Genomic DNA, 22,948 nt, shown 5'->3' on the forward strand with positions numbered 1-22,948 from the left:
AGCGCCGCTACAAACGGCGCAACCGGATCGAGATCATGTTCGGGCGTCTAAAAGACTGGCGACGTGTCGCTACGCGCTACGACAGGTGCCCTATGACCTTCTTCTCTGCCATCGCTCTCGCCGCAACCGTTATCTTCTGGCTATGAGCAATGAGTCCTGAGCCTAGTGCCTTGATGCTGTTTGCAGCTTTGCCTTGGCACGCCGGCGATCTTTCTTGATTGTCGGCCAAGCTATTACGAAGAATGCAATTACTCCGCCAATAATTGGTGTGGCGACTGCTAGTAAAAATAGCGTGTTCATTTGTCGCCTCCTTTCAAGACATGCTCTCCAGCATAATATAAGGCAACCGACAGGACGATGCAAATGCTTGCCACGATCGCCATATTGATTTCGGTGTTATGTGAAATAACGGAAGAATGTGCGTTGTTTTCGGGCTGCGTTATTTCAAAGTTGATTAAATAGCCGACAATGGGTGCGAGAATACCTGCAATGAAGGCACCTGCGGATATCTGACCCAGGATGTTCGCTTTGTACCGTCGGATCTCCCAGTCCAGATCCGCGCCGGTTGATGCGTCTATCTCTATTGGCTTTTCTTCGCTCATAAACTGCTTTCCTTGTTAAACAACGCATTTAACATGAGCATGGAGGAGTTTAAAAGAGACAGTCAGCGTCGGGTGCCGGGCGCGAAAGTGGAAGGCAGGTGAGGGATAGATCCAAGTTTTAAACGCTGTCGAACGCCCCCTTTGAAACAGCTTTTTTTGGTCTAGTTGAGTTTTCGGAATCTTGGGTGCGTTCGGTCAATACTAGTGCTGCCGCGCACCTTACACGATGATAATTTTTATCACATGCACGACCGGGTAACAGCGGCAACCGCAAGCTATAACTAAGTCAAATAAGTGAGCATAGTATTAATGTAGGAGCCTTTGACTAAGCGATGGACGTGGCTGCGAAAAAACTTTGGGTGCGACTAGCTCAGCTAAATCAGCCTTGGCGGAAGCCTCGTGTGCTATCATAAAAGAGCAAATTGCAACGTTGGGAGGGAAATGTCTAGGTTTAAGTTCTACGGCGTTCTAGGAACGTCGCTAACGCTCACTGCATGCCTATCCGCAGATAGTGGAGTGCCGCCTATCGGGCCCAACACGTATCAGCTCACTGTGGGTCGGGCGCGAGCTGTTGGTGGTGGATTTGAGGCCAGAAAGGTCGCTCTGTCAAAAGCTTAGGGAAACTGTGCTCAGCAGGGACGAGAGCTTATGGTAATTGGAACCAGAATATGGGGTGAAAACAGAGGCGGATATGACGTTGACTTCCGCTGTCTAAACAGAGGCGATCGCGACCTGCACCGCGCTACGCTAACCAACATCCCGAATAGGGTCATTGAAGTTCGCAGGTACTAACGCTGTCGGTTGTGACGCCGATTAGGGAATGCAGTACTTCCCCTATTTCCGCGAGGTTTCATAGCGACTTTGTTTTCGTTATTGGAAGATTTTAGTAAGGGTATTAGCGAGAAAATAGCATCAACTGTCGGCGCGCCTGAGATTGAGCGAGATCGCTCAAAGAAGATTGTAATAGCTCATTATCGTTTTGCATTCCATTCCTCTAAAGCGGTTAAACAAAGATCGAAGCTATCTGATGTCGCCAAGTGTTGGTACTTCAACATTGATTTGTAATCCCTATTGCCGAGCCACTTTTGGACGACATGAAGATTTAAACCTTTAATTATAAGGCGGCAGGCGCAGGTGTGCCGCAGAACTGTCGGAACGATGGCAGCATCATCCGCGAGGTCCAGATTATTTCTAACTTCGTTCCAAGCGACGCGGAAGGGGTGTTGATCGATGCTATTAAAAGGTCCTCGTGGCTCACCTTGAAGATTCTCGAGTAAATGGTAGGCGCGCGTCGTGAGCGGTAAAGTTCTGGCCAATCCCATGCTTGACTCGGGAATGCGCACTGTCCTAGCATCTATATGATCCCATTTTATCGCAATGGCTTCACCAAGCGTCACACCAGTGTCAATTAGGAACGCCGCCAGAGAATTATAATGCGGTGATTTCCTGTTCAGAACGCTTAAAAGTAGTCTTTCTTCGTCTTTAGATAAAAACCTTACAGCGGCGTGATCTTCCGACAGCCGACGAAACATTGGTACGTGAGGAATATGTCCGCTCGTTTGCGCTGCTCTTAGCAATTTGGTGAGGGCGTTGATTTTCCGATTGACAGTTGAATTTTTGTTGTTTCTGGCTTTCAGAGCCTCTACGATAAAGTCAAATCGATCGGCTTCAAACTTGGTGAACTCTTCAGGAAAAATTTCTGCAATTTCCTCTAAATAAATAAGCGCGCTCTTTTTATGCGAGCCATTTTGCCAAAGCGAGTCCGCGTGCAGGTCTATCAAATTGCGTAGAGAAAAGCGTTCGCTCATCGTAATTTCCGACTTTGGAATCGAGAACCGGTTTTTATGTGCGTCAAAGCTGTTTACTTTTTAGTAATAATTTGACGACTTTGAGAGCTAAATTGGCTAGATCATGGCCGTTTTGTGTTAATTAAGCAACAGTGTTCCAGCGGAAAAATTGCAACTGTCAAAACATGGTTGCAGGAGTTGTTCATTACAGTTTATCCATTGATCGTTAGTTAAAGCGTATGAATTAACTGCGCTTGTATAATTGGTTGATCTGGAGGTCAGATATGAACATTAAGAGCCTTCTCCTCGGCTCCGCTGCAGCACTCGTAGCAGCAACCGGCGCTCAGGCAGCTGACGTAATTGTCGCGCCAGAGCCAGAAGCAGTTGAATATGTCCGCGTTTGCGATGCTTACGGCGCTGGCTACTTCTACATTCCAGGCACCGAAACCTGCCTGCGCATTCATGGTTACATCCGTTACGACGTTAAGGGCGGTGACGATGCATACACTGGCCGTGAGCGTGGTGGCTGGGACAAATACGCCCGTTTCGCACTTCGCACTTCGACCGCTTCGGAAACCGAATATGGTACACTGAAGACCTACACCGAAACCCGTTTCAACTACAGTGCTGATGCATCGGGTGTAGACGGCGAATATGGTTATGCTGATTCAGGAACTGCTCTTCAGTTCGCATACATTGAGTTGGGCGGCCTGAAAGTCGGTATCGATGAATCCGAGTTCCAGACCTTCACTGGTTACCTCGGCGACATCATCAACGATGACGTGGTCGATGTTGGTGCATACCGTACCGGTAAGATCTCTTACACCTTCACTGGTGGAAACGGCTTCTCGGCTGTTATCGCTCTTGAAGAAGGTGGCGACGGTTATATCATCGACGAATATGTACCGCACATCGTTGGTGGTCTGAAATACGCTCAGGGCTGGGGTTCGATCGCTGGTGTTGCAGCTTACGACTCGGTCATCGAAGAATGGGCTGGTAAAGTTCGTTTGGATGTTAACCTGACCGATCAGTTGTCGGCTTGGGTTCAGGGCGGTTACGCTTCCGAAGGAACCATTTATCAGAACTACGGTCGTTGGGGCGGCGATTGGGCTGTCTGGGGTGGCTTCAAGTACATCGCAACCGAAAAAGCAACCTTCAACGTTCAGGGTGCTTACGACGATTGGGGTAAGACCGCTGTTTCGGCTAACGTAGCTTACCAGCTGGTTCCTGGCTTCACCATTACGCCAGAAGTCTCCTACACTCGCTTCAGCAATGAATGGCGGAGCCACTATGCTGGCAGAAACATCACAGATGTTAAGAAAGACGCTTGGCAGGGCATGATCCGCTTCCAGCGTACGTTCTAATCCTTTAAGGATTGGCTGCAGAAAACCCGACAGCTTGCTGTCGGGTTTTTTGTTGACTTTTCCATTAAAGGGTGATTATTAAAAATAGAACTCAACTAAAATTGTTGATGTGCTGATTAGTCGACCTCCAGTCGCTTAGGCAGGGCAGCAGAGTTGTTTGCTGCCCTTCTTTTATTTGAAACAATACTTCTTGAAACAAGAGCAGTTTTAATACTACTTGTCCGTGTTGTTGCTAATGTTCAAAAGGATCATAGTTTCAGGAGGGGACAAGTGAGATCAAGCAAGTGGCTGGTAACAACTTGGCGTGGTTTTTGAATGGGGGCCTACGAAGAAGTGTTTTGATTCAAAGTCTCCACCATTTATTATCACAAAAGTTCCGCCGGAAACTAAAACTCTAACGTTCCGCATGGTGGGTCGTAATGCACCTAGTTATAATCATGGTCGCGATAAAGTCGCGTATAGAGGCGAGTCGCAGGTATCATATGGGGTCTTCCGTTACAAAGGTCCATGCCCTCCGTCCGGATCTCATACTTGTTCTTGGACTGTCAAAGCCTTAGACGCAAAAGGTAAAACTGTTGCAGAGGGTAAATCGAGTAAAAAGCTTCCTTAGTGGCCCGTCGCTACGGGTGGTACGTTAATACAGAATAAGCCATTTAGGGTTCCTTGAAAAATACTGGAAGCAGGGAGGCATAATCTAGCCCCTGCTTTTTTCCCTTTGTGGTACTTTACGCGAGGTGCTTCATTTTTTGTCAACGACCGCGTTTACCAGAATTCAAAGATATTGATCGTATCTCTATCTCCGAATTTGCTGAAACACCTGCGACTGCTCATACCCAAGAATAGTCCTCCGGATATCCCAAGTTCCCCTGGTGATTAAGCTGATTGTGCGGGACATCGTATTTTGCGGTTATCGGCCAATTCAGCAGGCGAGACAATGTACTTCAATATTAATGATTAAATCCAAGATCACACACTGAAGGTTTGCAGCGGCGACAGTGTTGAAATTCACGAAGAATTTAGCTTTCGTTATCACCCCCGATAAACGCTACTTATTCAGCGGGCGTGCGAGATCCTTTTTTATCGCTCAAAAAGTAGCAGCTGCGCAGCTTCAGATCAGCTTGTCTACCATGACGATAGATCCGGTCAATGAATGCGATGCTGATATACGCGCTGGCACGACATGCTCAGGCTCATATTGTTGTGATCCGAAATGACGAGAAGTATCACCAATGAAATGCTGCTTTTAACGCAAGGTGAAGCTTTGTTAAAGTCGCTCATTGTGAGGCATGAGCTTGAAACCTGCTGCACTTGCTGCCGCTTCTCGACCTGAACAAGTTATCCGAATTCGCGACTACGTTCTGACGGGACTATCGCTTTATGCCGGATCTAAAACAGAACTATCAGGCGTGGCTTGCGCCTGAAAATTTCGATGAAAACGGGCAGCAAATTCGACGGCTTGAGGAGTTCAGACATCGTGGTTGATAAAACAAACAACAAAAGCCCCGCACTTGCAGCTATCCTGATTTTGCTTGGTTTTGGCATTCTCGCTTATTTCGTGCCGATGATTATGCTGGCACTTGGTGAATATTCCCAGATACTCGCCGTCATCTTTCCGATCATATTTGTTTTAAGCTTTTTTGCAGTGTTCTGGCTGCGAGCATTGAATCAAAGAAAGCGTGATTAAAATCGCAAAGCGGCACTGAGAAGCAGCGCACCTGTCATCGTGATGAAAAGCGCTGCCGCGACTTCGATACCAGCTTTTAGGCGGTGGGATGTGCCGCTGCCTCCCGCAATGCGTAATGCTAGATTTTTAGCAGTTACCGCGAGAGTAGCCAGCGCAGCAACCGTTAAAAATGTGCCAAATGCCATTGCAAAAGTGGAAAGCAAGCCACCGAGCAGCAGGCCATTAAGCAGCGAAAAACTCAGCACGATCAGCGCGCCGGAGCAGGGGCGTAAACCCACCGCCACAATGGCAGAGCAGGCAGTTTTCCAGCTAAAATCTCCTGCGAGTGCGGTTGGGTCTGCAATATGGGCATTGCCGCAGGCATCGCAAATATCACTATTGCCAATGAAGGTATGATCAGCCTTGCTGCCTACAGGTTGATAGTTCAACCCAAACGCTTTTGGCCGAGCCGCTGAACGTGTACCTTCAGAAATCGTGCTCTCAGCCAGCAGAGGTTGTTCTATAGTGATGAAGCTGAATTTGGGCGTAGTTGCCGAGGCGGAGGTGCCAGAAGATAATGTATTTTCATCCGTTTTGCGAAAGAGCAGCGGCAGTTTTCGTGCGAGTAATGCTAGGCCAAAAACCAAAATGAGTGCAAAACTGGCGATTTCCATATAGCGCGCTGTTTGGTTCATCGAAATGCCCGTTCCGCGTAGCGCTAACCACGCGACGCCAACGATGACGATGGCCGATATTGCCTGTAATAGCGACGATGCAAAGGCCAGAACAATGCCGCGGCGAAGTGCGATTTCATTGGCAATCATATAGGAAGAAATGACTGCCTTTCCGTGTCCGGGGCCAGCAGCATGAAATATTCCGTAACCAAATGATAAGCCGACCAGCATGGATGCGGCCCACGGGTCCTCACGCATGGCCCGCAAGGCATTGGTCATTGCAAGATAGAACTCACGCTGCTGCTCGTTCAGCCATAGGATGATATGAGCAAACGGGCCAGTTGGTTTCAGCGCCAGTTCATTTGACCCAATACCAAGCGACGACTGCGCGATCGCGCTGGATGCAATCGCCACAAAACATGCGGTCAAAATTAACCCGGCGAAACTTCTATTCAACTGACGACTCCCCTTGGAGGCAATCTATTTCAAGGCGGGTGGCGAATATTTTTGACATGTCATTAGCCGACGGGTCTTCAAAAAACGCGGCTGTCAAAGAGGTTTGGTTTTGGGCAAGGGCCTCATCGGGGTCAGGGCGGACGACTTTTGCTGTGCAACTGTTTGGAAGGCCGGAAACCGATAGATCATCATCCGTCTCATAGTCGATGGCCGTATAGAAAGTTGGGTCATAAACACCGAAGCTAATTTTATGGCCCGGCGTGATCTTAAGTGGCTTTTCAGGTTTGCTGGAAAAAATGATCAAGAGACGATTATCAATAAAATCGGCCAGTAAGTCATCGGGTGGCACCATTTTTATTTCTTCACCATCCGAGAGCACTGTTTGAAAATATTTAAACTCAGCGATAGAGCTGTTAATCACCTGAGCAAGGTCGTCTAGCTCATTCCTATCGAGAATGAGATCGCCGCTGTGGTCGAATTCCATCAGCACATTTGATGAGAAGAAGTCGTCAAAGCGCCAAATATGTGCAAGTTTTTCCACGGTGCCATCGAAAGAAATGGCGAGCTCTAGACGCGCTTGCGCAAAAACGTGCGGATGGGGCAATGCGGTCGCGGGAGTGAAAATCGCCAGACCGACCAAACTTCGCATGAAAGAGTTTATCAATGGTGATAATTGTATCAGCATGTGACCTTCTTCTTACAGACGCTTAGACATAAAGATGAAGAGGACAAAATTAGGGCACTGTTACGTTAATCTCCGCGTAAACATGCGGGATAACGGGTTATGATCGACTCTTTTTCGTCGCTTCATCAACGCCATCTTTATCCCGCTCCGCGCCGAGACCATTTTGCTAGGCCCTCAAATCGTGCAATCTGGTAGAGCACGACATAAATATGATGACGTCGCCTTGTTCATGCTGACCTGAGCCCCAAGCTCCCTCCAGTTTTTGGTAGAGTCTTGGGTTTATGTGACGGACTCTACCAAATTTTGGAGGAAACTTAGGGGCTCAGGTCAATCAGTACACACGTTTATTGACACGACCCTCAATGGGGAAGACCCATTTGCTTGGCTGTTGCTGGTTAGCCGTGCCAAGGAGACGCAAATGATGACAGCTGCGTGTAGCAGCCGCCATCCCAGAAATCAAAATTCTCACCCCGGATAAGATCATCAGAACTTAGCTTTGAAGCCAGCATAGGCAGCAATGCCAGGTGTATTATAGCCCCTTACAGTCTGATAGTCTTGGTCGAGGAGGTTCTCTCCGCGCAGATATACTTCGGTATTTTCAGTGAGCTGGTACGCAATTTTTGCGTTAAGCAGAGCGTAGTCGTTGAGTTTGCCTGAGAAGTCGACGGTATCCGTCACCAGCTTAATGTCACTACTGATGGTCCACTTTTCAGCAGGCTTCAAAGAAGCAGACAACACCGCCATGTGACGTGGTATGTTAGGACGACGATCGCCTGTCTCAAGTTCGGAATGGGTATAGGTATAGGAGCCGCCCAAGTCTAACCAGCTGGTTGCAGCATATATGAAAGACGCCTCTATGCCTTGCGCGCGAGTAGTTCCAAGTCTTTGATTATAGCTATAAGTATCATTGTCCCAATCAATAAGGTCCTCGATTTCTGTCCAGAAATAGGTAACGTCGGTTGTCAGAGTGTTATTTAGGAACTTCTGCTCGACGCCAATGTCAAAGCTGCGGCTGGTTTCCGGCTGAAGATTGGGATTTCCCATATCCCATGGGGCGTAGAGTTGGTACAAGCTTGGTGCACGAAAACCTGTTCCATAGGATGAATGGAGACGTGTATTTGTTTGTTCAAATAAGTAGGAGAGCGTTCCACGACCTGTTGTGTACCCTCCGAATGTAGAGTGCTCATCGTGGCGAATTCCAGCGGTTAGCACAAGATTGTCAATGGGTTCCAGCACAGCCTGGGTCCAAGCACCTGTAAGATCTATTCTGCCGATTGGATCATCGACCTCAGCTTTTTGTCGCTCATGATCGAGCCCATATTGTAGCAAAAATCTATCCGTGGCTTGGAATGAACCTTGGTAATCAAATTTCTGCCGGTGACCGATGAACGTGGTTGTATAACCGCCAGAGTTGTCTTCACGATCAGTCTTAAATCCTTGAAACGAAAATGTATTTTTTAACCGACCTTCCATGAGGTCCACGTTAAATCCTATGCGACCTCCCCTCATTTTTGTGCGTTCGTAACTATCTGCGTCATCTGGGTCGGGGGCGTAAGGAAAATAAGGTTCGGTACCGTCATATTCAGCTTTAGCGTCGATGTAGAGCAGCGACCCAAATACAGAAAACACTTCGTTGATACGATGTTGCGCTGCCAGATCGATTTTTAGATTTTCATAACCGTCGCGTTCCGAACCGCCGGCACGAGCTGAGATGCCATCCGTATGAAATCCAGAGATATTGGCCGCAATCTCAGACCCATTCTTGGCTGCTGTAATGCCGTAATGCGCCCTCGCAGTACCAAAGGAGCCGCCCTCCGCATTAAGCGTGTGGTTAATGCCATCCGGAATGTTGCCTAGGGTAGCAATGTCAACAACACCAGCAATCGCATTGGAACCATAAAGTGTGCTTTGAGAGCCTTGAAGCATCTCAATGCCTGTGATGCCGCCGGTCAGTATATGCTGGTATTGGGTTGCAACTTGAGTGCCTGTGGTGTCTGAGATATCGATCCCATTATAAAGTGTTTTGACGTAGCCCCCCGGCAATCCGCGAATGTAGATGTTGGACTGTGTGCCTATTCCACCATTTGCGGTGAAAGAAACTCCAGGTAAAAGAGCGAGATAGTCGCGTATGGAGATGAAGGAATTTTCTTCGATCTCGGCTTTAGTCACTGTTTCGACAGTCGATCCTATCTTGCTGCCTTCAAATGGAGCGCGATTGGCGACGATAGTAATAGTATCAAGAGTTAAGCCATCAGAAACCGCGAGGTCCTGACTATGCGCTGAAGCTATCGTGAGTGCGAGCGCACTAGCGTTCGAAATTAAAATTTTATGCATCTAGTCCCCAAACGTGGCCAAATCACAAGTCTATGGCCGCAAAGAACCGCATCGATTGGAGGTCAGGCATAAGCACCCAATTGCCAACGCGTATACGGCAACAAACAATATGTCACCGCTACGGTAGCCGCGCTTAGACACCCCTCGTGCCCAAACATGGGTGACTGAAACGGCAGGTCTCCTGACTTCCGGGTCTAGGCACGTCATCCACCTTCCCAGCCAATGGCCAGTGGTTTTAAAGATGCGGCTCGCCGGTTACAGTTGCGGGGGCAGTTGCGGAATAGACCAATGATCTCACCGCATTCCCATTTTAATCAGCGTTGAAGCTGAACCAGTTTCATGGGGTAAAAATATGCGGCGCTTTTTATGAAGTCAAGCAGCGTAATATATAGGGTTTCGACATTCTTGTTCGTCAAAATACCTGTACGCATGTCGCGATGGCAGCAGCGATCGCGTCGAGTTGTTTGGCCGGCTCAGAATTTGAAGGGACGGGAGTTAGCGTGGTCAATAGAACGATGTTTATTGCCTTAAAAGTCACGGCAATTTTTTGCTGCTGAACACCATGCCGCTTTGCGCGATCCGTCCATCTGAGTAGCCCCGACTTTGTTCGACACTCTTCATCTTCATTTTGTAATTTTGATCAAATTGTGCGGGTGACATCATTGATCATTGCTTGGTTAAACTTAGGGGCGAAGGTCAGCTGAAAGGAATAATAAATTCGTCTTACTCGTCAGACGAATTATGCCATTCGCATGCTTATGTATCGTGCGGTTGACGGCAATCTGAGCCGCGTCCCTGAAATCGCACGCGCTTACGGCGTATCAAAGCTTTTTCAGTTTAAGATTTTGCAGCCACTAGCCGAGCATCAGCTTGTCGAGACTGTTCGGGGACGCAATGGCGGTGTGCGCCTAAAACGCGCTGCAAAGGATATTTCATTATTTGATGTTATTCGCGTAACAGAAGTAAATTTAGCCATGACTGAATGTTTCGAAGACGAAGCAATAGAGTGCCCGTTGGTTGATAGTTGTGGTCTTAATTTAGCTCTGCGCGAATACAGCATCCCTGATTTGCTCAGTCACGGACGAATGTTCGTACGTTGCTTGGGCTTGATGAAGATATTGAGAGAGAACGCGTCGCCAGCTGACAAGCTAATGATTTAATGCTGCCGAAGGTAATAAATAGCGATGATCCGGACCGATGCTCAGGCGCAGAAGGTGTGGCAAGACGATGCCGATAAAGCCAATGCCACCTGAAATGGCGACCGTTGCCCCCGTTGCAGCCGCAACGGAAACTGAGCACGATCAAGTCGCCAGGCGGCTATTTGCGATCCCTGACACAGAAGGCAAGGGCAGGGGACTTCGCCATCAATAAACTTCTATATGCAGGATTAAAGCGAATTAAGCAGCAAACTGGGCATACTACCGAACTGCGAGCGCTGAGCAGAATCGGGGACTCGCTTCCTCTAGGCAGTCTTGATTGGGTTCGGTGAATATATCTAACGAGTCGCAAATAACATGTTTTGGTGTTCCGTCAACCCGGTATGCGTGCCAGCTAGAAGAGGTGATTTTCAATACTGAACGTTGGACTGCATCGGTTTCCTTAAATAACGCTGCCTTTTCCGCTATCGAAAAGTGCGAAAAAACCGGCGATCACAATCTGGGCTTTATCCTGTCTCGCTTTATTTCGGTCTCAGGCCATGCATTTCAATATTATTGGAACCATCGGTATTATAATAACGCTTGTTCCCGTAGCGAATACAAGCGGCCGTAATTAAGACAGCGGCTGTAGCGCTACAACGTGAAACTACTAGACCGCCAAATAAAATAAGGGCCGCCAGAGCTAAGATCGTCTCCGCTTTCTCTACGTTTTTTGGTGCTTACAATTTTTGTCTCGTCTTTATGGATAAGACCATCCATCATGTTCTACACGGAAAATGCGGAGGGGTGCCCCGGGTTTGGAAGGGTCGGCGCGTAGAAAAAAGACTGCGCGCTGTTTCTTGCCAAAATTAGTGAAATCAACATTGATAGTGATCATGCCCCTTAGCATAGGCTGTTGAGGGTCGGGCATTGGATCGCTAATCGCGCCATCAAAATCTTGAGCTCCATAAAGCGGATGCGCACCAATATTGCCGGAAGCCAACCATGCTACGATATCGTCAGTGAAATAGTTTCTCGCCACCGTTGGATCAAATGCACTGGGCAAGACACTATTTTCGGACTGAAACTCACGTTCGTAAACCTCGCGCACAAGGTCTTGCGCCTGGGCAACTGGATCGATACCTTTTTTGAGTATGTATGGATCAGGCTCCTGCGGCTTTTGGTGGGAGACCATGACAGAACCTGATTCCTCCCCTTCTGGTGTGATATAGTTTTGCGCCACCCATCCGGCCTTGCTCATGGCCTTGTTGCGCATCAGGCACCAACGGGGTGGAAGCGCTTTGATCTGTGTTTGGGTCATCGCCATATAATGGGCAGCGGTATAGAAAGGCACACAGGTGATCTGCTGCATGTTGCGTTCATTGTGAGCAAATGTATCAATCACTGGATAGTTGGTTCCCGGTCCCATACGCGCGTTGAGAACGTCATTCGCCGAAACACCCTTTACGCGCCACGCATCGGGGCCATGTCCGTCGATTTCGGCTTGTGCAGTCAAAACGGTGTTTCCAAGAAAAACCAGTGCAAGCGCTATCTTGACTATGCGGATGATATTCATTTCACCTCCACGATCGAACGACCAAGAACTTTACGGCCGCTGACATCGAGAAAGCGAACCTCATAGGTTCCGCCTTCTGTCGGCATCTGCAATTCTAACATTTGCTCTGCACCCACTTTGTAGGCGGCGATCCAACTAAAGTCGGCTTGATCTTGACGAGCTATTGAAATGCGCTGATCGGCGCTGTCCGCACCTCCACTCCACGTCACCGTGATGGTTTCGCCGGCACGAGCTTGCGTCGGTGCGCTTATTCCCGCACCTTCGTCTAAAGGAGCATCCTCGGGTACGACCTCAAGTTGGTAACTAGCAAGGGTACGTCCGCCTTCACGCAGCACATAGCGGACCTCATAAAGCCCTGTTTCGGTTGGAGCTTTTATATCGCCCTCAAATTTGCCGTGAACCCGAATGTAAGTGCCATATTTTCCTTCATCGGCACCCACGGCTACGATGGTGATATAGTCATCAGGGTGAATTGAAGCAGACCAGTTAATACGAAGATTACTCCCCGCCCGCGCCGCTCGGGGCCCGTTGACAGTTACATCGGCTGCCACGACTTCCACCGGAGTGGAAGCTAGTGTCCGCCCGCCTTCTTGTAACACGTAACGCGCTTCATATAGACCCGGATCTGCCGGCGCGATGAGCTTGGCTTCACGATTATCATGTACGCGTTGGTAATTTGTATATTTTCCTTCGTCTGCTCCGGCAGGCACGATCGTGACATAATCATTTGGGTTGACGGTGGCTGTCCATGAGACGGTAAAGCTCGCCCCTGTTGTGACTTGCTCTGGCGCAGCTATCCCGACTTCTGCCGCGACCACTTCCACTGGAGTGGAAGCTAATGTCCGCCCGCCTTCTTGTAACACGTAACGCGCTTCATATAGACCCGGATCTGCCGGCGCGATGAGCTTGGCTTCACGATTATCATGTACGCGTTGGTAATTTGTATATTTTCCTTCGTCTGCTCCGGCAGGCACGATCGTGACATAATCATTTGGGTTGACGGTGGCTGTCCATGAGACGGTAAAGCTCGCCCCTGTTGTTACCTGTTCTGGTGCTTTTATTTCAATCTCCGCATCGCTTTTGGGTACGGGGGTTGGGTCCGGCTGCGGTTCAGCCATGGGTTGCAGATCCATAATAGACTGCACATGTGCAAGAGCGTCTTTTAATTCGGCAGCATTTTGCGCCGGGACAAATACGCCACCCGTATTTTCGGCAATGCAAGCAAGCCTGGCATGGGCCGCATCTTCCAAGTCAAAACCAACTACATGAGCGGTAAATTTTACACCTTGCTGCGCAAGTTGCTCGGACAATGCGCAAGGATCGGCCTGGCAGGTTTCCAACCCGTCGGAAATAAGCACCACTGTGGCGGGGTTATCGCGATAGGATAGTAAGTCTGCAGCATGTTGGACAGCAGCAGAAATGGGGGTTTTGCCCTTTGGGCGAATATTGTTGACCGTATTTATGAAACCGTCTCGGTCTAGCCGCTTGGGTTCGATCAGGGTTTCGATATCGCCGCAATCACCTTCAGAACGGTGACCGTAAGCGACCAGGCCGAGATGGGTGTCCTCCGACCAGCCATGGACAAGATCCGCCATGACGTCGCGCGCGATCTCGATCTTGGTTACACCGTCAATCTGGCCCCACATTGAACCAGAAGCATCATAGACGATCACCACATCATCTGCTGCCCCGGCGGAGGAAAGGGGTATCAGGCTTGCTATGGTTGCGATCAGTGCCGCATTCAACGGGTTCATTATTTTCTCCTGCGCAGGAATGCTTATGACGGGCGTGCAACGCTATCGAGCTCTACTTCCCGAGCACCTGGCGTGCTCATTGCGCGCGCTTTAAGTTTGCGGAATTTAGCCGACATCTGCTCCAGTCTTGCATCCCATTCGGGATCTGGTTGCTGGTACTCGATGGTTCTGAAATAGACTTGCATCAAGCAGGTGATTGCGAAAGGCTCCAGAAGTGCGGCTTTGAAGCTCCAAGCAAATAGCAGAGCAAAGACGAAACCGCCCGCCGCCCATGCGCCGGGCATCAGGTAAACTACCAGCGCTGCTGGTGCGAGCATGACCACGAAGACGAGAAAGCTTAGGAGATAAACAATTACCGCCAGCCAAGCGGCGTTTTTAAGCATGACCTTATAGTTTTGGCCATACAGAACCAGTGCTTCCCGTGCAGAGCCCCAAGGGTTGGTCGACCTGGTCCGGATTGCATATGCGAGGATAACCTCGTCAATAAAGCCCACGGCGACCCGTAAAAAGGCGTGCAAAATACTTGCAATCTGCTGCATGCCCGGTATGGGCAGAAAGGACAGAATGCCACGAACTAGCCCTGTAATCGCACCAATCACGCCCTTGACGAGCTGATCTATGGCAAAAAGTACACTTGCCTGGGCGAAGCGCTCTTTCACCACTCTGGTGGCATAATTAACCTGCGACTTGCCCTCCGGCATCGGCTTACCGTCGATCAATTCAACAAGAACCGCGATATGGCCCGCCTTGACGAGGTAAAGGATGTATTCCCGCGCCCAATACATGAACACGCCAAATAAACCGAAGCCAACGATGCCGCCCCACATTGTGCTGCTGGCTTGGAAACTATCGTCACCTAAACCACCGACTCCATAACCGATGCCAGCGCCTGTCCCGGTCACTAGAATGTAACCCACGGCAATTCCGAAATAAACTGCCATTCTTAAAATGATAAACGGCATGGTCCGCGCCATCATTACTAGCGCGCGACCGACGCTAAAATCCCACATGGTTTCTCCACCCTTTGCTCATATTTGGAGAACGTAGCAGAAGAAAAGCAAAAACACCCCGTTCATTTGAATAGGGACAAATGAAAAAAAAGCGAGTATATTGGTTTGCACTACCAAAACCTGAAAAACAAATAAATAACCGGTTACAAAAAACAGAATAAAGCGGGGGAGACGAGTTGAATTGAATATCTTTTTCTTTTCTATTCTGACCATCTCATTCTTTTACTTTGTTCCCGGAGCCAACGGTCAGGATCAATCTTTACTGCCATCTCCCAAATCACCTCCCATGCTTGAAGTGCGCGGCGCCATCTCGAAGACAAATGTAAAAGATGGAGCGCATTTCGACATGGAAATGCTTAAGGTTTTGCCTGTCGCCGAATTGGAAACGAGCACAGCGGTCACCGATGGTGTGCGTCGCTTCGAGGGATTTCTGATGAGAGATCTTCTGGCATATGTTGGTGCTCAGGGCACGACCGTGACCGCGAAAGCCCTCAATGATTATACGATTAAAATTGCAATCGCCGAATTCGACCGGTTTGACGTTCTCGTGGCTTATGAAATGGACGGGGAGCCGTTATTACCCAGCGATAAAGGGCCTCTATGGCTTGTCTATCCACGTGACCAGCATGTAGAATTGCAAGATATCCGCTTTGATTATCGCTGGGTCTGGCAATTGCGATGGCTAGACATACGATGAACCAGACTGTGAGGGCATTTGTCGGCGTTGCTCTGCCGGTTTTGGTCATCATTGTGTTTGTCGCGTTGTTGACATTTTCACTCTTGCGTCTGTTGAACACCGAGCGGGATATGCGCTTCGAAGCTACCCAAAACATGCTGTGGGTGATCTCTCGGGCCCATATTTCCAGTCTCCTGCTAGGAGAAGCCGTAGCAGGCGGAATCGCCGGTGAGGTTGATCTTGCGCAGCTAGAATTACGTTACAACGTGTTTCTCAGCCGATTTGCCTTACTTGATGACGGACCACAACGCCGCCAGATGGAAGCGCTTGGCGCTGCCGCGGCACTCGACGCCCTGCGTGAAAGTCTGCCCCAGCTTAACGCACTGCTAAAGGATGTTAAACAGGAGACGCTGCCCAATCTCAAAGCCCTGCTTGAGCCTTATAACGCAGCTCTTACTGATGCGGCAAACAAGGCAATGGTAGCCGAATGGGAAGGCTTGGGCGCGACACTTGATGCGACGCGTAAGCAGCTATGGCAAATCATTATCTCGATGATTGGCATCTCGTTGGCAGGTGCAGTGCTGTGCATCCACTTTTTGCTAGCAATCCGCGACGCACAACAACGAACGCGACTTCTCAACAAAGAAAAAGCCTTTTCAGAACTGTTGATTGCTTCGAGTGGCGAAGCCATTGTCGCCGTGGATAGGGATCGGCGTTGCACGGTTTGGAATGAAGCCGCCGAGCGACTATTTGGCCTTTGCATTAATCCTGCCGTCGGTGCATTGCTGAACGAACTCTCTGGCTTTTTTGCGGTAAACAGGGTCGAGCAAGCAATTGGAAATGCATTTCAAGGGCAAGCGATCACATTGCTGGATCAACCGTTTTTTCCATCTCATGACTCCGAACCTCTTTATGTCGATTTGCGTTGTTTCGCGCTGCGTGATGCGGAGCGTATAATTGGTGCGATCTTGCTGATCTCGGATGTGACCGAACGAAGAGCAGCGCAGCGCGAGATTGCCAACCACCGGGACCATTTGGAGCAAATGGTACGGGCACGCACGCAGGAGCTTGACGCAGCTCTGATACGGGAGCGGACGACGGCCGAGCTCTATCGCAACTTCGGCACGATGATCTCGCATCAATTCCGCACCCCACTTGCGCTTGTCGATTCTGCACTTCAGCGCCTGATGCGTCGGAGTGACATGCTTACCGCCGCAGAAGTAATGGAACGGTGCAAAGAAGCCCGTGGTGCAATTGCACGACTGGTTAAATTGGTTGAAAGCACTCTTGATGCGGCGCGCCTTGATGCGAGCCAAATTGAGGTTCGCAATCAAATCTGCAATCTCGGCGATCTTGTAACTGAGATCTGTTCCCGACTAACAGAAGACGACGGTTTGAAACGTATTAAGGTGATGTTGCCGGATGGGTTTACTCCCACCGCCTGTTGTGATCCCGTACATGCGGAACACATTCTCACCAATTTGCTTTCCAATGCCGTGAAGTATTCCCAAAACGCTACGCCGATAACCATTAATTTTGCCAACAGGGAAACGCATATTGAATGCGTCGTGACCAACATTGGGTCATCAGCGGGTTCGTTCGAGCCAGAAGCCTTGTTTGACCGTTATTATCGCGGCCGTAACAGTGAAGGCCGGCCGGGTATCGGTGTTGGACTTTACATGGCGAGAATGTTGGCTCGCTTGCAGGGCGGAGACGTGCAACTGCAAAATTCCGATCCGAACCTTATCCAACTGGCGATGTTGCTGCCCCGTAGCGTTGCTGATTCCGGCTTTGTAGCGGCTATGAAACACCGGAAGGAAACAGCATGACGCAAATACCAACTTCGGGTCAAGAGCGTATTACCATTCTCTGCATTGAGGACGAGGCGCAGCTGCGGCGTGACATAAGGGATGAATTGATCGAGGCAGGTTATGAAGTGTTTGAAGCCGATAATGGTCAGCAAGCGCTTCAGAAGTTGACCGAGGTCTGCCCGGATTTAATTCTTTGCGATATTTCTATGCCAGGCCTCAACGGTTATGACGTGCTCAAGGCGCTGCAGGACAGAGGAGGGGATTACGCTGAAATTCCGTTTGTCTTTCTCTCGGCGCTTGCCGATTCTCGCCATATCGTCGAGGGGAAGCGACTGGGAGCCGATGATTATCTTGTAAAACCCATCGATTATGATCTTCTGCTCGCGACCGTTGATGCGCGTTTACGCCAAATTGATCGGATCCGCTCAGCGCGGCCAACGGAACCGGGCGCGCCTGATGTCACTTTACGATCTCAATCATATGGTCTTACTCCCGCGGAAATTCGGATAGCTCAGGCGCTGACAGAAGGCAAAAGTTTGACTCAAATCGCGTCTGAACTCGGTATCACAAGGTCGACGGTTGCTTTTCATATTCGCAATATATTTCAAAAGACCGAAACTCGCAGACAAGTCGAACTGGTCGCTCTCTTGCTTAAAAATGATAATTCATAGCTGGTGAATATCGATTGATGTGTAGGGTTCTCAGGGTCGGGTCTAAGACCGCTAACCCTAGTATTAAGTATGACCTTAAAAAAATACCGAGCAATCTCCCTATTTTGCACTTCACCTCATCAAAGTTATCCTTTGTTTCGAAGTAAAGGAGGTCGAAAGATGCGGGCATTACAAGGATAATATCTTTTATCTGCAAAGAACGGGGGGCGGTTTTTATCTTTTTTATTTTGAAAAACAAATATGTAAACGGCAAGGTCATAAGTTCTTCAATGTAATTCATGGCTCAAATTTTTAAGTCTGTTTTACATTGTTTTAGAGACTTGAGATTCTGGGGTCAGTGAATTTGGCCTGAGCCCCAAGCTCCCTCCAGTTTTTGGTAGAGTCTTGGGTTTATGATCTGACCTTATGCGGCTCGTTTTCCAGAGCCATTTTCATTGCGAACTCGTTGGGCGTGATGTTACCCAAAGAAGAATGTGGCCTGCTGCAGTTGTAATCTGAACCGTACCGGGTTTGCCGGAGGCTCCAACTTCTGAGAGATTGGGGCCACTATGAGCAAAACTACGAACAAGTTTTCACCTGAAGTCCGTCAACGTGCTATTCGTATGGTGCTGGATCACGAAGCAGAGCACCCTTCTCGGTGGGCTGCCGTTTCATCAATCGCTGCCAAGATTGGTTGTTCGCCAGCCACCCTGCATGAGTGGGTCAAGAAGACCGAGGTCGACACTGGTAAACGAGCAGGCCTGCCGAGCGATGTCGCCGAGAAGATGAAGGCTCTTGAGCGAGAGAATCGCGAGCTTCGTCAGGCCAATGAGATATTACGCAAAGCGTCTGCTTATTTTGCCCAGGCGGAGCTTGTCTTATGAGATTCCGGGCTCCTGAGGCAAAAGGGAGCCGCTGCCCAGCATCGCAAACTGCGGGGCAGCGACGGGGGTGGCGTCGTGCGGAGCTTGGTCTTGAAGGACCGCGGTCGAGTTTGACGAGCCCCCGTCTTTTCTAACGACCTGAACGGATACGTGGGCTGCGGTCCCGAACGACAAGCATAGGTAGGAAGAAAAGATGGCCAAGGATACCATCGGCATCGACGTGTCGAAAGACCGTCTTGACGCGTTCTGGCATTCCCGGACGGAGGCATGTTGCCTGCCCAATACGCCCGAGGGTTTCGGGCAATTGTGCGACTGGCTGGGAAAGGAGGAAGACGTTCTCATCGTCTTCGAGGCGACTGGTGCCTATCATCGGGGGCTCGAGCGACATCTGAGTCTGACAGGGCTGCCCTTCATCAAAGTTAATCCAAAGCAGGCGCGGCGCTTTGCGCAAGCTATTGGGCGATTGGCAAAAACCGATAGCGTCGACGCCAGAATGCTGGCACGCATGGGCGTTGTGCTTGAACTGAGGCCTCAAGTCGTCGAGGGCGAGGATGTTCATGATCTCAGAGAGTTGCTGACTGCCCGCCGCGCTTTGGTCAAAGATCAGGTGACCGCGAAGACGCGGCTTGCTACTGCACGGAACCCGCTTGTACGAGAACAGCTTGGCCGCCGCATTGAGGACATCGGTGCCGATATTCAAGCGCTTGATGAGGTCATTGCGCAGATCGCCAGGCAGCGAGGCACCCTTGAAGAGCGCATCCGCCGATTGATGACCATTCCGGGGATTGGTCGTCTGACCGCAACCACCATGCTGATCGACATGCCGGAGCTTGGGCACCTCGAGGGCAAGAAGATCACCGCTCTCGCCGGACTTGCGCCAATGACGCAGCAATCTGGAAAGTGGCAGGGCAAGGAGCGGATTACCGGCGGACGCTCATCCATTCGGCGCGCGATCTACATGCCCGCACTTGTCGCCATCCGTTTCAACCGGGACCTCCACGACAAGTATCAGCAGTTGCTAAAGGCCGGCAAAGCGAAGAAAGTCGCCATTACCGCCATCATGCGGCGCATCATCGTCCTTGCAAACACTTTGCTGCGTGAGAGGCGAGATTGGCTGCCTGATCGCCCTTGACCAAGACGGATACTCGACCGCCCCTTCAAACGATGATTTCATTCATCGACGAATACCGTGGCGTGTTTGGGGTCGAGCCGATCTGCAGATTATTGCCGATTGCCCCGTCAACCTACTACGAGAACGTTGCCAAGCGCCTGGACGTCAACCGGCTGTCGGTCCGCTCCCGCAACGATATCAGCCTGAAGATCGAGATACGTCGTGTCTTCGAGCAACACTTCCGCGTTTATGGCGTTCGCAAGGTTTGGCGGCAATTGAAGCGTGAAGGCTTCGATGTTGCCCGCTGCACTGTAGCTCGACTTATGAGGTCTATGGGTCTTCAAGGCATCATTCGTGGTAAACCAGTCAAAACCACGGTGTCAGACAAAACTACGCCGTGCCCGCTTGACCGAGTGAACCGGCAGTTCTATGCGCCCGCACCGAACATGCTGTGGTTATCCGATTTCACATACGTGGCGACCTGGCAAGGCTTCGTCTATGTCGCCTTTGTCATTGACGCTTTCGCCCGCCGCATCGTTGGCTGGCGAACCAGTCGGACGGCGCATACGGATTTCGTGCTCGACGCTCTTGAACAAGCAATTCATGATCGTCGGCCTGTCCATCGCGGAGGGTTGGTTCATCATTCCGACCGTGGTTCACAATACCTGTCGATCAAGTACTCTGAGCGTTTAGCGGAGGCGGGCATCGAGCCATCTGTCGGAAGCGTCGGCGATAGTTACGACAACGCGCTCGCCGAAACAATCAACGGTCTTTACAAGGCAGAGGTCATCTACCGGCGAGGGCCATGGCGCAACTTCGAAGCTGTGGAGTTCGCCACACTGGAATGGGTAGATTGGTTCAATAACCGCCGTCTTCTGGAGCCAATCGGCAACATACCGCCAGCCGAGGCCGAAGAACGATACTACTCCATGCTGGACGAACCAGCATGGGCAGCATAACTTAAAATAAATGGCCTCCGGCAAACCCGGTACGGTTCAGATCTAGTACCATACGAAAGGCACGTTGACGGACTTCAGACGAAACTTGATTGTTCACTTGCATGTCATAAGCTTAATTCTCTCGAGTTTGGGGGCTCAGACAAACGCAGGGCGGTTTACCCGACAGTGGCACCGAACTTACTCGTATGCCATCCTTGCCTAGTCGAAAAATCACAAGTCAAGTAGCACCACATCGCAATAGGGCTGCCGATGCAGAATGGCCATGTCGAAAGCTTCAGCGAGCGCAGGCGACGAACTGTGCATCGATAATCTGTTCTTCGGCCTCGACCGTACCCACAGAGCCATTGTTTCATGCTGAACCATATGACGTTTGAATTTTTGCATTGCCAACCATCGCATTCTACCTCTCTCCATAAGCCAAGACTTCATAATCGTGTTGAGCTTACTCCCTGGTACGCTTTAATCCTGCATATAGAAGCTCATTGATGGCGAAGTCCCCTGCCCTCGCCTTCTGTGTGAGGGATCGCAAATAGCCGCCTGGCGACTTGATGGTGGAGAGTTTCTGCAAAATCCAGGCAATGGCAGCCGAAGCGGTTGTTACTCCCATATATTGGATAGCTTCCTGATAGGCTGAGTGGCTGATGCCTAAGAAACCCGAGACTATTTGAGTGACATCGCGAAACTCTCGCCATGAACCAATGCCATTGGGGCTATATTCACGAATATCCGGACATGTGCGCAGCACGTGTTCAAGACAAAGTGCAGAAGGTCGCTGATGAGACTCTTTTACTTCGGATTTCTTAGTGACTGGGCTTTCCGAAGAAGTTTCCTTCAAAGCAATCAATTCATGTTTATTAGTTTCAATATGGGATTCTGTAAGGGATTCAATATAGCGCCGCTCATTTTGAGCGTCGGTGGCGCTCATTTCATTGGTATTGTCATTGTTATTCAATGCTTTATCGAGTTCTAGTACTAAAGCGTTCAATTCAGCCTTGATTGCATTGAGCTCGGTCAAAGAAGGTCGGCGCGGGATGGCATCCACCACAGCGCGAAAGCCTAAAAACAAGGCTTCAAACTCAGGCGACCGAGGACTATTGGTTTCCTCATTGAAAAACGCTGCTATCTCACGACGAATGATCGAGACTTCATCACGCAGCTTTCTCAACGCGCGTTGTTCTGCCTGGATACGCCCTGCTGCCTGTGCGATCTCACTGGCCTTTTCCAACAGAGGCGCAAAGGAAAAACCAAAAGCCAGCTCTACGACCCCTTCCGAGTTCTTATGAGCATAGCGTTTGCGTGTAGGACTGTCCTTGCGCAGGATGATCCCTGCCTTGATGAGTGCGGCAAGATGCCGACGCAAGGTCGACTCTGGCATGCCGTGAGCCCGTAGGGACAATTGCCGATTAGACGGAAACACCACCAGCCCATTTTTATCATTCATCTCGTCTTCCGGAAGGAAAGACAGAAGTGAGCTTAAAACCGCAAGGCTGCGGTCATTGAGGCTGAATTCTGCTTTTGCGAGACATAACTGCTTGTAGATTTCCCAGCGATTGATCCCCCTGGCCTGCTCTGCCCTTGCAGCGGCATTCGACCGTGCTGAATTTTGACCAAGTGGTTCCGTTCGCCCATTCACAATGGACGTTATTCTCTGAAAACTGCGCATTTCCTCTCACCCTTTCATGAGGCAAAAGAAATCCACCCGCCAAAATGACGCCAAAGGACTTGACATGAAATCATGGAAATGCGATTCTCTAGGTGTCTAATCTGAGATCGGCTTCCACGACGGCAACGTTCTGGGGGCCTTTTTCTTTTGTAT

The 22,948-nt window shown here is 50.0% G+C and carries 19 protein-coding genes, 5 pseudogenes, 1 riboswitch and 1 other annotated feature; of the genes and pseudogenes, 13 read left to right on the plus strand and 11 right to left on the minus strand.

Annotated features, from left to right (window positions below):
- Nucleotides 1-146: transposase (locus C7374_RS14540; RefSeq protein WP_146612710.1), on the plus strand; the 146-nt coding region annotated here is incomplete at its 5' end.
- Nucleotides 147-162: 16 nt separating this feature from the next.
- Here the strand turns inward: C7374_RS14540 and C7374_RS16085 are convergent.
- The 3 genes from C7374_RS16085 to C7374_RS14550 form a co-directional block, all read right to left on the minus strand.
- On the minus strand, nt 163-300 hold the full coding sequence (locus C7374_RS16085) for a hypothetical protein (protein ID WP_158527861.1): 138 nt from the start codon (nt 298-300) through the stop codon (nt 163-165).
- Nucleotides 297-602 carry a hypothetical protein gene (locus tag C7374_RS14545; RefSeq protein WP_111576350.1) on the minus strand — a complete coding sequence of 102 codons (306 nt, stop codon included), beginning with the start codon at nt 600-602 and terminating at the stop codon, nt 297-299. The genes C7374_RS16085 and C7374_RS14545 overlap by 4 nt, the downstream gene beginning before the upstream one ends.
- A gap of 971 nt (nt 603-1,573) precedes the next feature.
- Nucleotides 1,574-2,410, minus strand: coding sequence for a tyrosine-type recombinase/integrase (locus C7374_RS14550; RefSeq protein WP_111576351.1), 837 nt, complete (start codon nt 2,408-2,410; stop codon nt 1,574-1,576).
- 263 nt (nt 2,411-2,673) lie between these two features.
- Between C7374_RS14550 and C7374_RS14555 the strand changes: the two genes are divergently transcribed.
- From C7374_RS14555 to C7374_RS14570, 4 genes and pseudogenes are all read left to right on the plus strand, one after another.
- Nucleotides 2,674-3,753: a porin gene (locus C7374_RS14555; RefSeq protein ID WP_111576352.1), complete on the plus strand. Its 1,080-nt coding sequence runs from the start codon at nt 2,674-2,676 to the stop codon at nt 3,751-3,753.
- A gap of 304 nt (nt 3,754-4,057) precedes the next feature.
- Complete coding sequence (locus tag C7374_RS14560; protein ID WP_111576353.1) at nt 4,058-4,363, plus strand: YbhB/YbcL family Raf kinase inhibitor-like protein; 306 nt, start codon at nt 4,058-4,060, stop codon at nt 4,361-4,363.
- A 770-nt stretch (nt 4,364-5,133) separates the two neighbouring features.
- Nucleotides 5,134-5,235, plus strand: a pseudogene (locus C7374_RS16430) (GNAT family N-acetyltransferase); the annotation flags it as partial.
- Nucleotides 5,228-5,437 carry a hypothetical protein gene (locus tag C7374_RS14570; RefSeq protein ID WP_210205147.1) on the plus strand — a complete coding sequence of 70 codons (210 nt, stop codon included), beginning with the start codon at nt 5,228-5,230 and terminating at the stop codon, nt 5,435-5,437. The pseudogene C7374_RS16430 and the gene C7374_RS14570, both read left to right, overlap by 8 nt.
- On the opposite strand, the gene C7374_RS14575 is transcribed toward C7374_RS14570, so the two are convergent.
- The 3 genes from C7374_RS14575 to C7374_RS14585 form a co-directional block, all read right to left on the minus strand.
- Nucleotides 5,434-6,522: a nickel/cobalt transporter gene (locus C7374_RS14575; protein ID WP_111576377.1), complete on the minus strand. Its 1,089-nt coding sequence runs from the start codon at nt 6,520-6,522 to the stop codon at nt 5,434-5,436. The genes C7374_RS14570 and C7374_RS14575 overlap by 4 nt on opposite strands.
- 16 nt (nt 6,523-6,538) lie before the next feature.
- Nucleotides 6,539-7,231, minus strand: coding sequence for a DUF1007 family protein (locus C7374_RS14580; protein ID WP_111576354.1), 693 nt, complete (start codon nt 7,229-7,231; stop codon nt 6,539-6,541).
- A 483-nt stretch (nt 7,232-7,714) separates the two neighbouring features.
- The gene (locus tag C7374_RS14585) at nt 7,715-9,565 is read right to left on the minus strand and encodes a TonB-dependent receptor plug domain-containing protein (RefSeq protein ID WP_111576355.1); all 1,851 of its coding nucleotides are present in this window, start codon (nt 9,563-9,565) and stop codon (nt 7,715-7,717) included.
- 154 nt (nt 9,566-9,719) lie between these two features.
- A riboswitch (cobalamin riboswitch) is annotated at nt 9,720-9,916 on the minus strand.
- Between the two features lie 365 nt (nt 9,917-10,281).
- Between C7374_RS14585 and rirA the strand changes: the two are divergent.
- Nucleotides 10,282-10,709, plus strand: a pseudogene (rirA, locus tag C7374_RS14590) (iron-responsive transcriptional regulator RirA).
- A 13-nt stretch (nt 10,710-10,722) separates the two neighbouring features.
- Here the strand turns inward: rirA and C7374_RS14595 are convergent.
- A pseudogene (locus tag C7374_RS14595) lies at nt 10,723-10,857 on the minus strand (iron chelate uptake ABC transporter family permease subunit); the annotation flags it as partial.
- Between the two features lie 29 nt (nt 10,858-10,886).
- Between C7374_RS14595 and C7374_RS16555 the strand changes: the two are divergent.
- Nucleotides 10,887-11,054, plus strand: coding sequence for a hypothetical protein (locus C7374_RS16555; protein ID WP_342634734.1), 168 nt, complete (start codon nt 10,887-10,889; stop codon nt 11,052-11,054).
- A gap of 407 nt (nt 11,055-11,461) precedes the next feature.
- On the opposite strand, the gene C7374_RS14605 is transcribed toward C7374_RS16555, so the two are convergent.
- From C7374_RS14605 to C7374_RS14615, 3 genes are read right to left on the minus strand one after another with little or no spacing between them, the layout of a single operon-like run.
- The gene (locus tag C7374_RS14605; protein WP_111576358.1) at nt 11,462-12,277 is read right to left on the minus strand and encodes an SH3 domain-containing protein; all 816 of its coding nucleotides are present in this window, start codon (nt 12,275-12,277) and stop codon (nt 11,462-11,464) included.
- Nucleotides 12,274-14,031: a vWA domain-containing protein gene (locus tag C7374_RS14610; RefSeq protein WP_111576359.1), complete on the minus strand. Its 1,758-nt coding sequence runs from the start codon at nt 14,029-14,031 to the stop codon at nt 12,274-12,276. Before C7374_RS14610 ends, C7374_RS14605 begins: the two co-directional genes overlap by 4 nt.
- A gap of 23 nt (nt 14,032-14,054) precedes the next feature.
- A complete protein-coding gene (locus C7374_RS14615; protein WP_111576360.1) occupies nt 14,055-15,041 on the minus strand; it encodes a hypothetical protein in 987 nt (328 codons plus the stop codon).
- A gap of 181 nt (nt 15,042-15,222) precedes the next feature.
- Here C7374_RS14615 and C7374_RS14625 point away from each other — a divergent pair, with 181 nt between their 5' ends.
- The 6 genes and pseudogenes from C7374_RS14625 to C7374_RS14655 all read left to right on the plus strand — a co-directional run.
- Entirely contained in the window at nt 15,223-15,738 is a 516-nt protein-coding gene (locus C7374_RS14625) for a putative pterin-binding protein (RefSeq protein ID WP_210205148.1), read from the plus strand.
- Complete coding sequence (locus C7374_RS14630; RefSeq protein WP_111576363.1) at nt 15,720-17,546, plus strand: sensor histidine kinase; 1,827 nt, start codon at nt 15,720-15,722, stop codon at nt 17,544-17,546. The genes C7374_RS14625 and C7374_RS14630 overlap by 19 nt, the downstream gene beginning before the upstream one ends.
- Complete coding sequence (locus C7374_RS14635) at nt 17,543-18,199, plus strand: response regulator transcription factor (RefSeq protein WP_111576364.1); 657 nt, start codon at nt 17,543-17,545, stop codon at nt 18,197-18,199. Before C7374_RS14630 ends, C7374_RS14635 begins: the two co-directional genes overlap by 4 nt.
- 548 nt (nt 18,200-18,747) lie before the next feature.
- Nucleotides 18,748-19,052 (plus strand): annotated as a pseudogene (locus tag C7374_RS14645) (transposase); the annotation flags it as partial.
- A gap of 203 nt (nt 19,053-19,255) precedes the next feature.
- A complete protein-coding gene (locus C7374_RS14650) occupies nt 19,256-20,194 on the plus strand; it encodes an IS110 family RNA-guided transposase (RefSeq protein ID WP_111576366.1) in 939 nt (312 codons plus the stop codon).
- Nucleotides 20,186-20,301, plus strand: a sequence feature (AL1L pseudoknot). (Overlaps the previous gene by 9 nt.)
- A pseudogene (locus C7374_RS14655) lies at nt 20,209-21,132 on the plus strand (IS3 family transposase); the annotation flags it as partial. (Overlaps the previous feature by 93 nt.)
- 442 nt (nt 21,133-21,574) lie before the next feature.
- Here the strand turns inward: C7374_RS14655 and repC are convergent.
- Nucleotides 21,575-22,795: a plasmid replication protein RepC gene (repC, locus tag C7374_RS14665; protein ID WP_111576368.1), complete on the minus strand. Its 1,221-nt coding sequence runs from the start codon at nt 22,793-22,795 to the stop codon at nt 21,575-21,577.
- Between the last annotated feature and the right edge of the window lie 153 nt (nt 22,796-22,948).

It is taken from the genome of Falsochrobactrum ovis (genome assembly GCF_003259955.1).
In the GTDB taxonomy this organism is placed as follows: Bacteria; Pseudomonadota; Alphaproteobacteria; order Rhizobiales; family Rhizobiaceae; genus Brucella; species Brucella ovis_A.

Bases quoted from the DNA above. Each gene is read 5' to 3' on its own strand.
- C7374_RS14635 (WP_111576364.1), top strand. From the start codon at position 17,543: ATGACGCAAATACCAACTTCGGGTCAAGAGCGTATTACCATTCTCTGC.
- C7374_RS14585 (WP_111576355.1), bottom strand. From the start codon at position 9,565: ATGCATAAAATTTTAATTTCGAACGCTAGTGCGCTCGCACTCACGATA.
- C7374_RS16085 (WP_158527861.1), bottom strand. From the start codon at position 300: ATGAACACGCTATTTTTACTAGCAGTCGCCACACCAATTATTGGCGGA.
- C7374_RS14550 (WP_111576351.1), bottom strand. From the start codon at position 2,410: ATGAGCGAACGCTTTTCTCTACGCAATTTGATAGACCTGCACGCGGAC.
- C7374_RS14555 (WP_111576352.1), top strand. From the start codon at position 2,674: ATGAACATTAAGAGCCTTCTCCTCGGCTCCGCTGCAGCACTCGTAGCA.
- C7374_RS14545 (WP_111576350.1), bottom strand. From the start codon at position 602: ATGAGCGAAGAAAAGCCAATAGAGATAGACGCATCAACCGGCGCGGAT.
- C7374_RS14605 (WP_111576358.1), bottom strand. From the start codon at position 12,277: ATGAATATCATCCGCATAGTCAAGATAGCGCTTGCACTGGTTTTTCTT.
- C7374_RS14615 (WP_111576360.1), bottom strand. From the start codon at position 15,041: ATGTGGGATTTTAGCGTCGGTCGCGCGCTAGTAATGATGGCGCGGACC.
- C7374_RS14650 (WP_111576366.1), top strand. From the start codon at position 19,256: ATGGCCAAGGATACCATCGGCATCGACGTGTCGAAAGACCGTCTTGAC.
- C7374_RS14630 (WP_111576363.1), top strand. From the start codon at position 15,720: ATGGCTAGACATACGATGAACCAGACTGTGAGGGCATTTGTCGGCGTT.
- C7374_RS14580 (WP_111576354.1), bottom strand. From the start codon at position 7,231: ATGCTGATACAATTATCACCATTGATAAACTCTTTCATGCGAAGTTTG.
- repC (WP_111576368.1), bottom strand. From the start codon at position 22,795: ATGCGCAGTTTTCAGAGAATAACGTCCATTGTGAATGGGCGAACGGAA.
- C7374_RS14610 (WP_111576359.1), bottom strand. From the start codon at position 14,031: ATGAACCCGTTGAATGCGGCACTGATCGCAACCATAGCAAGCCTGATA.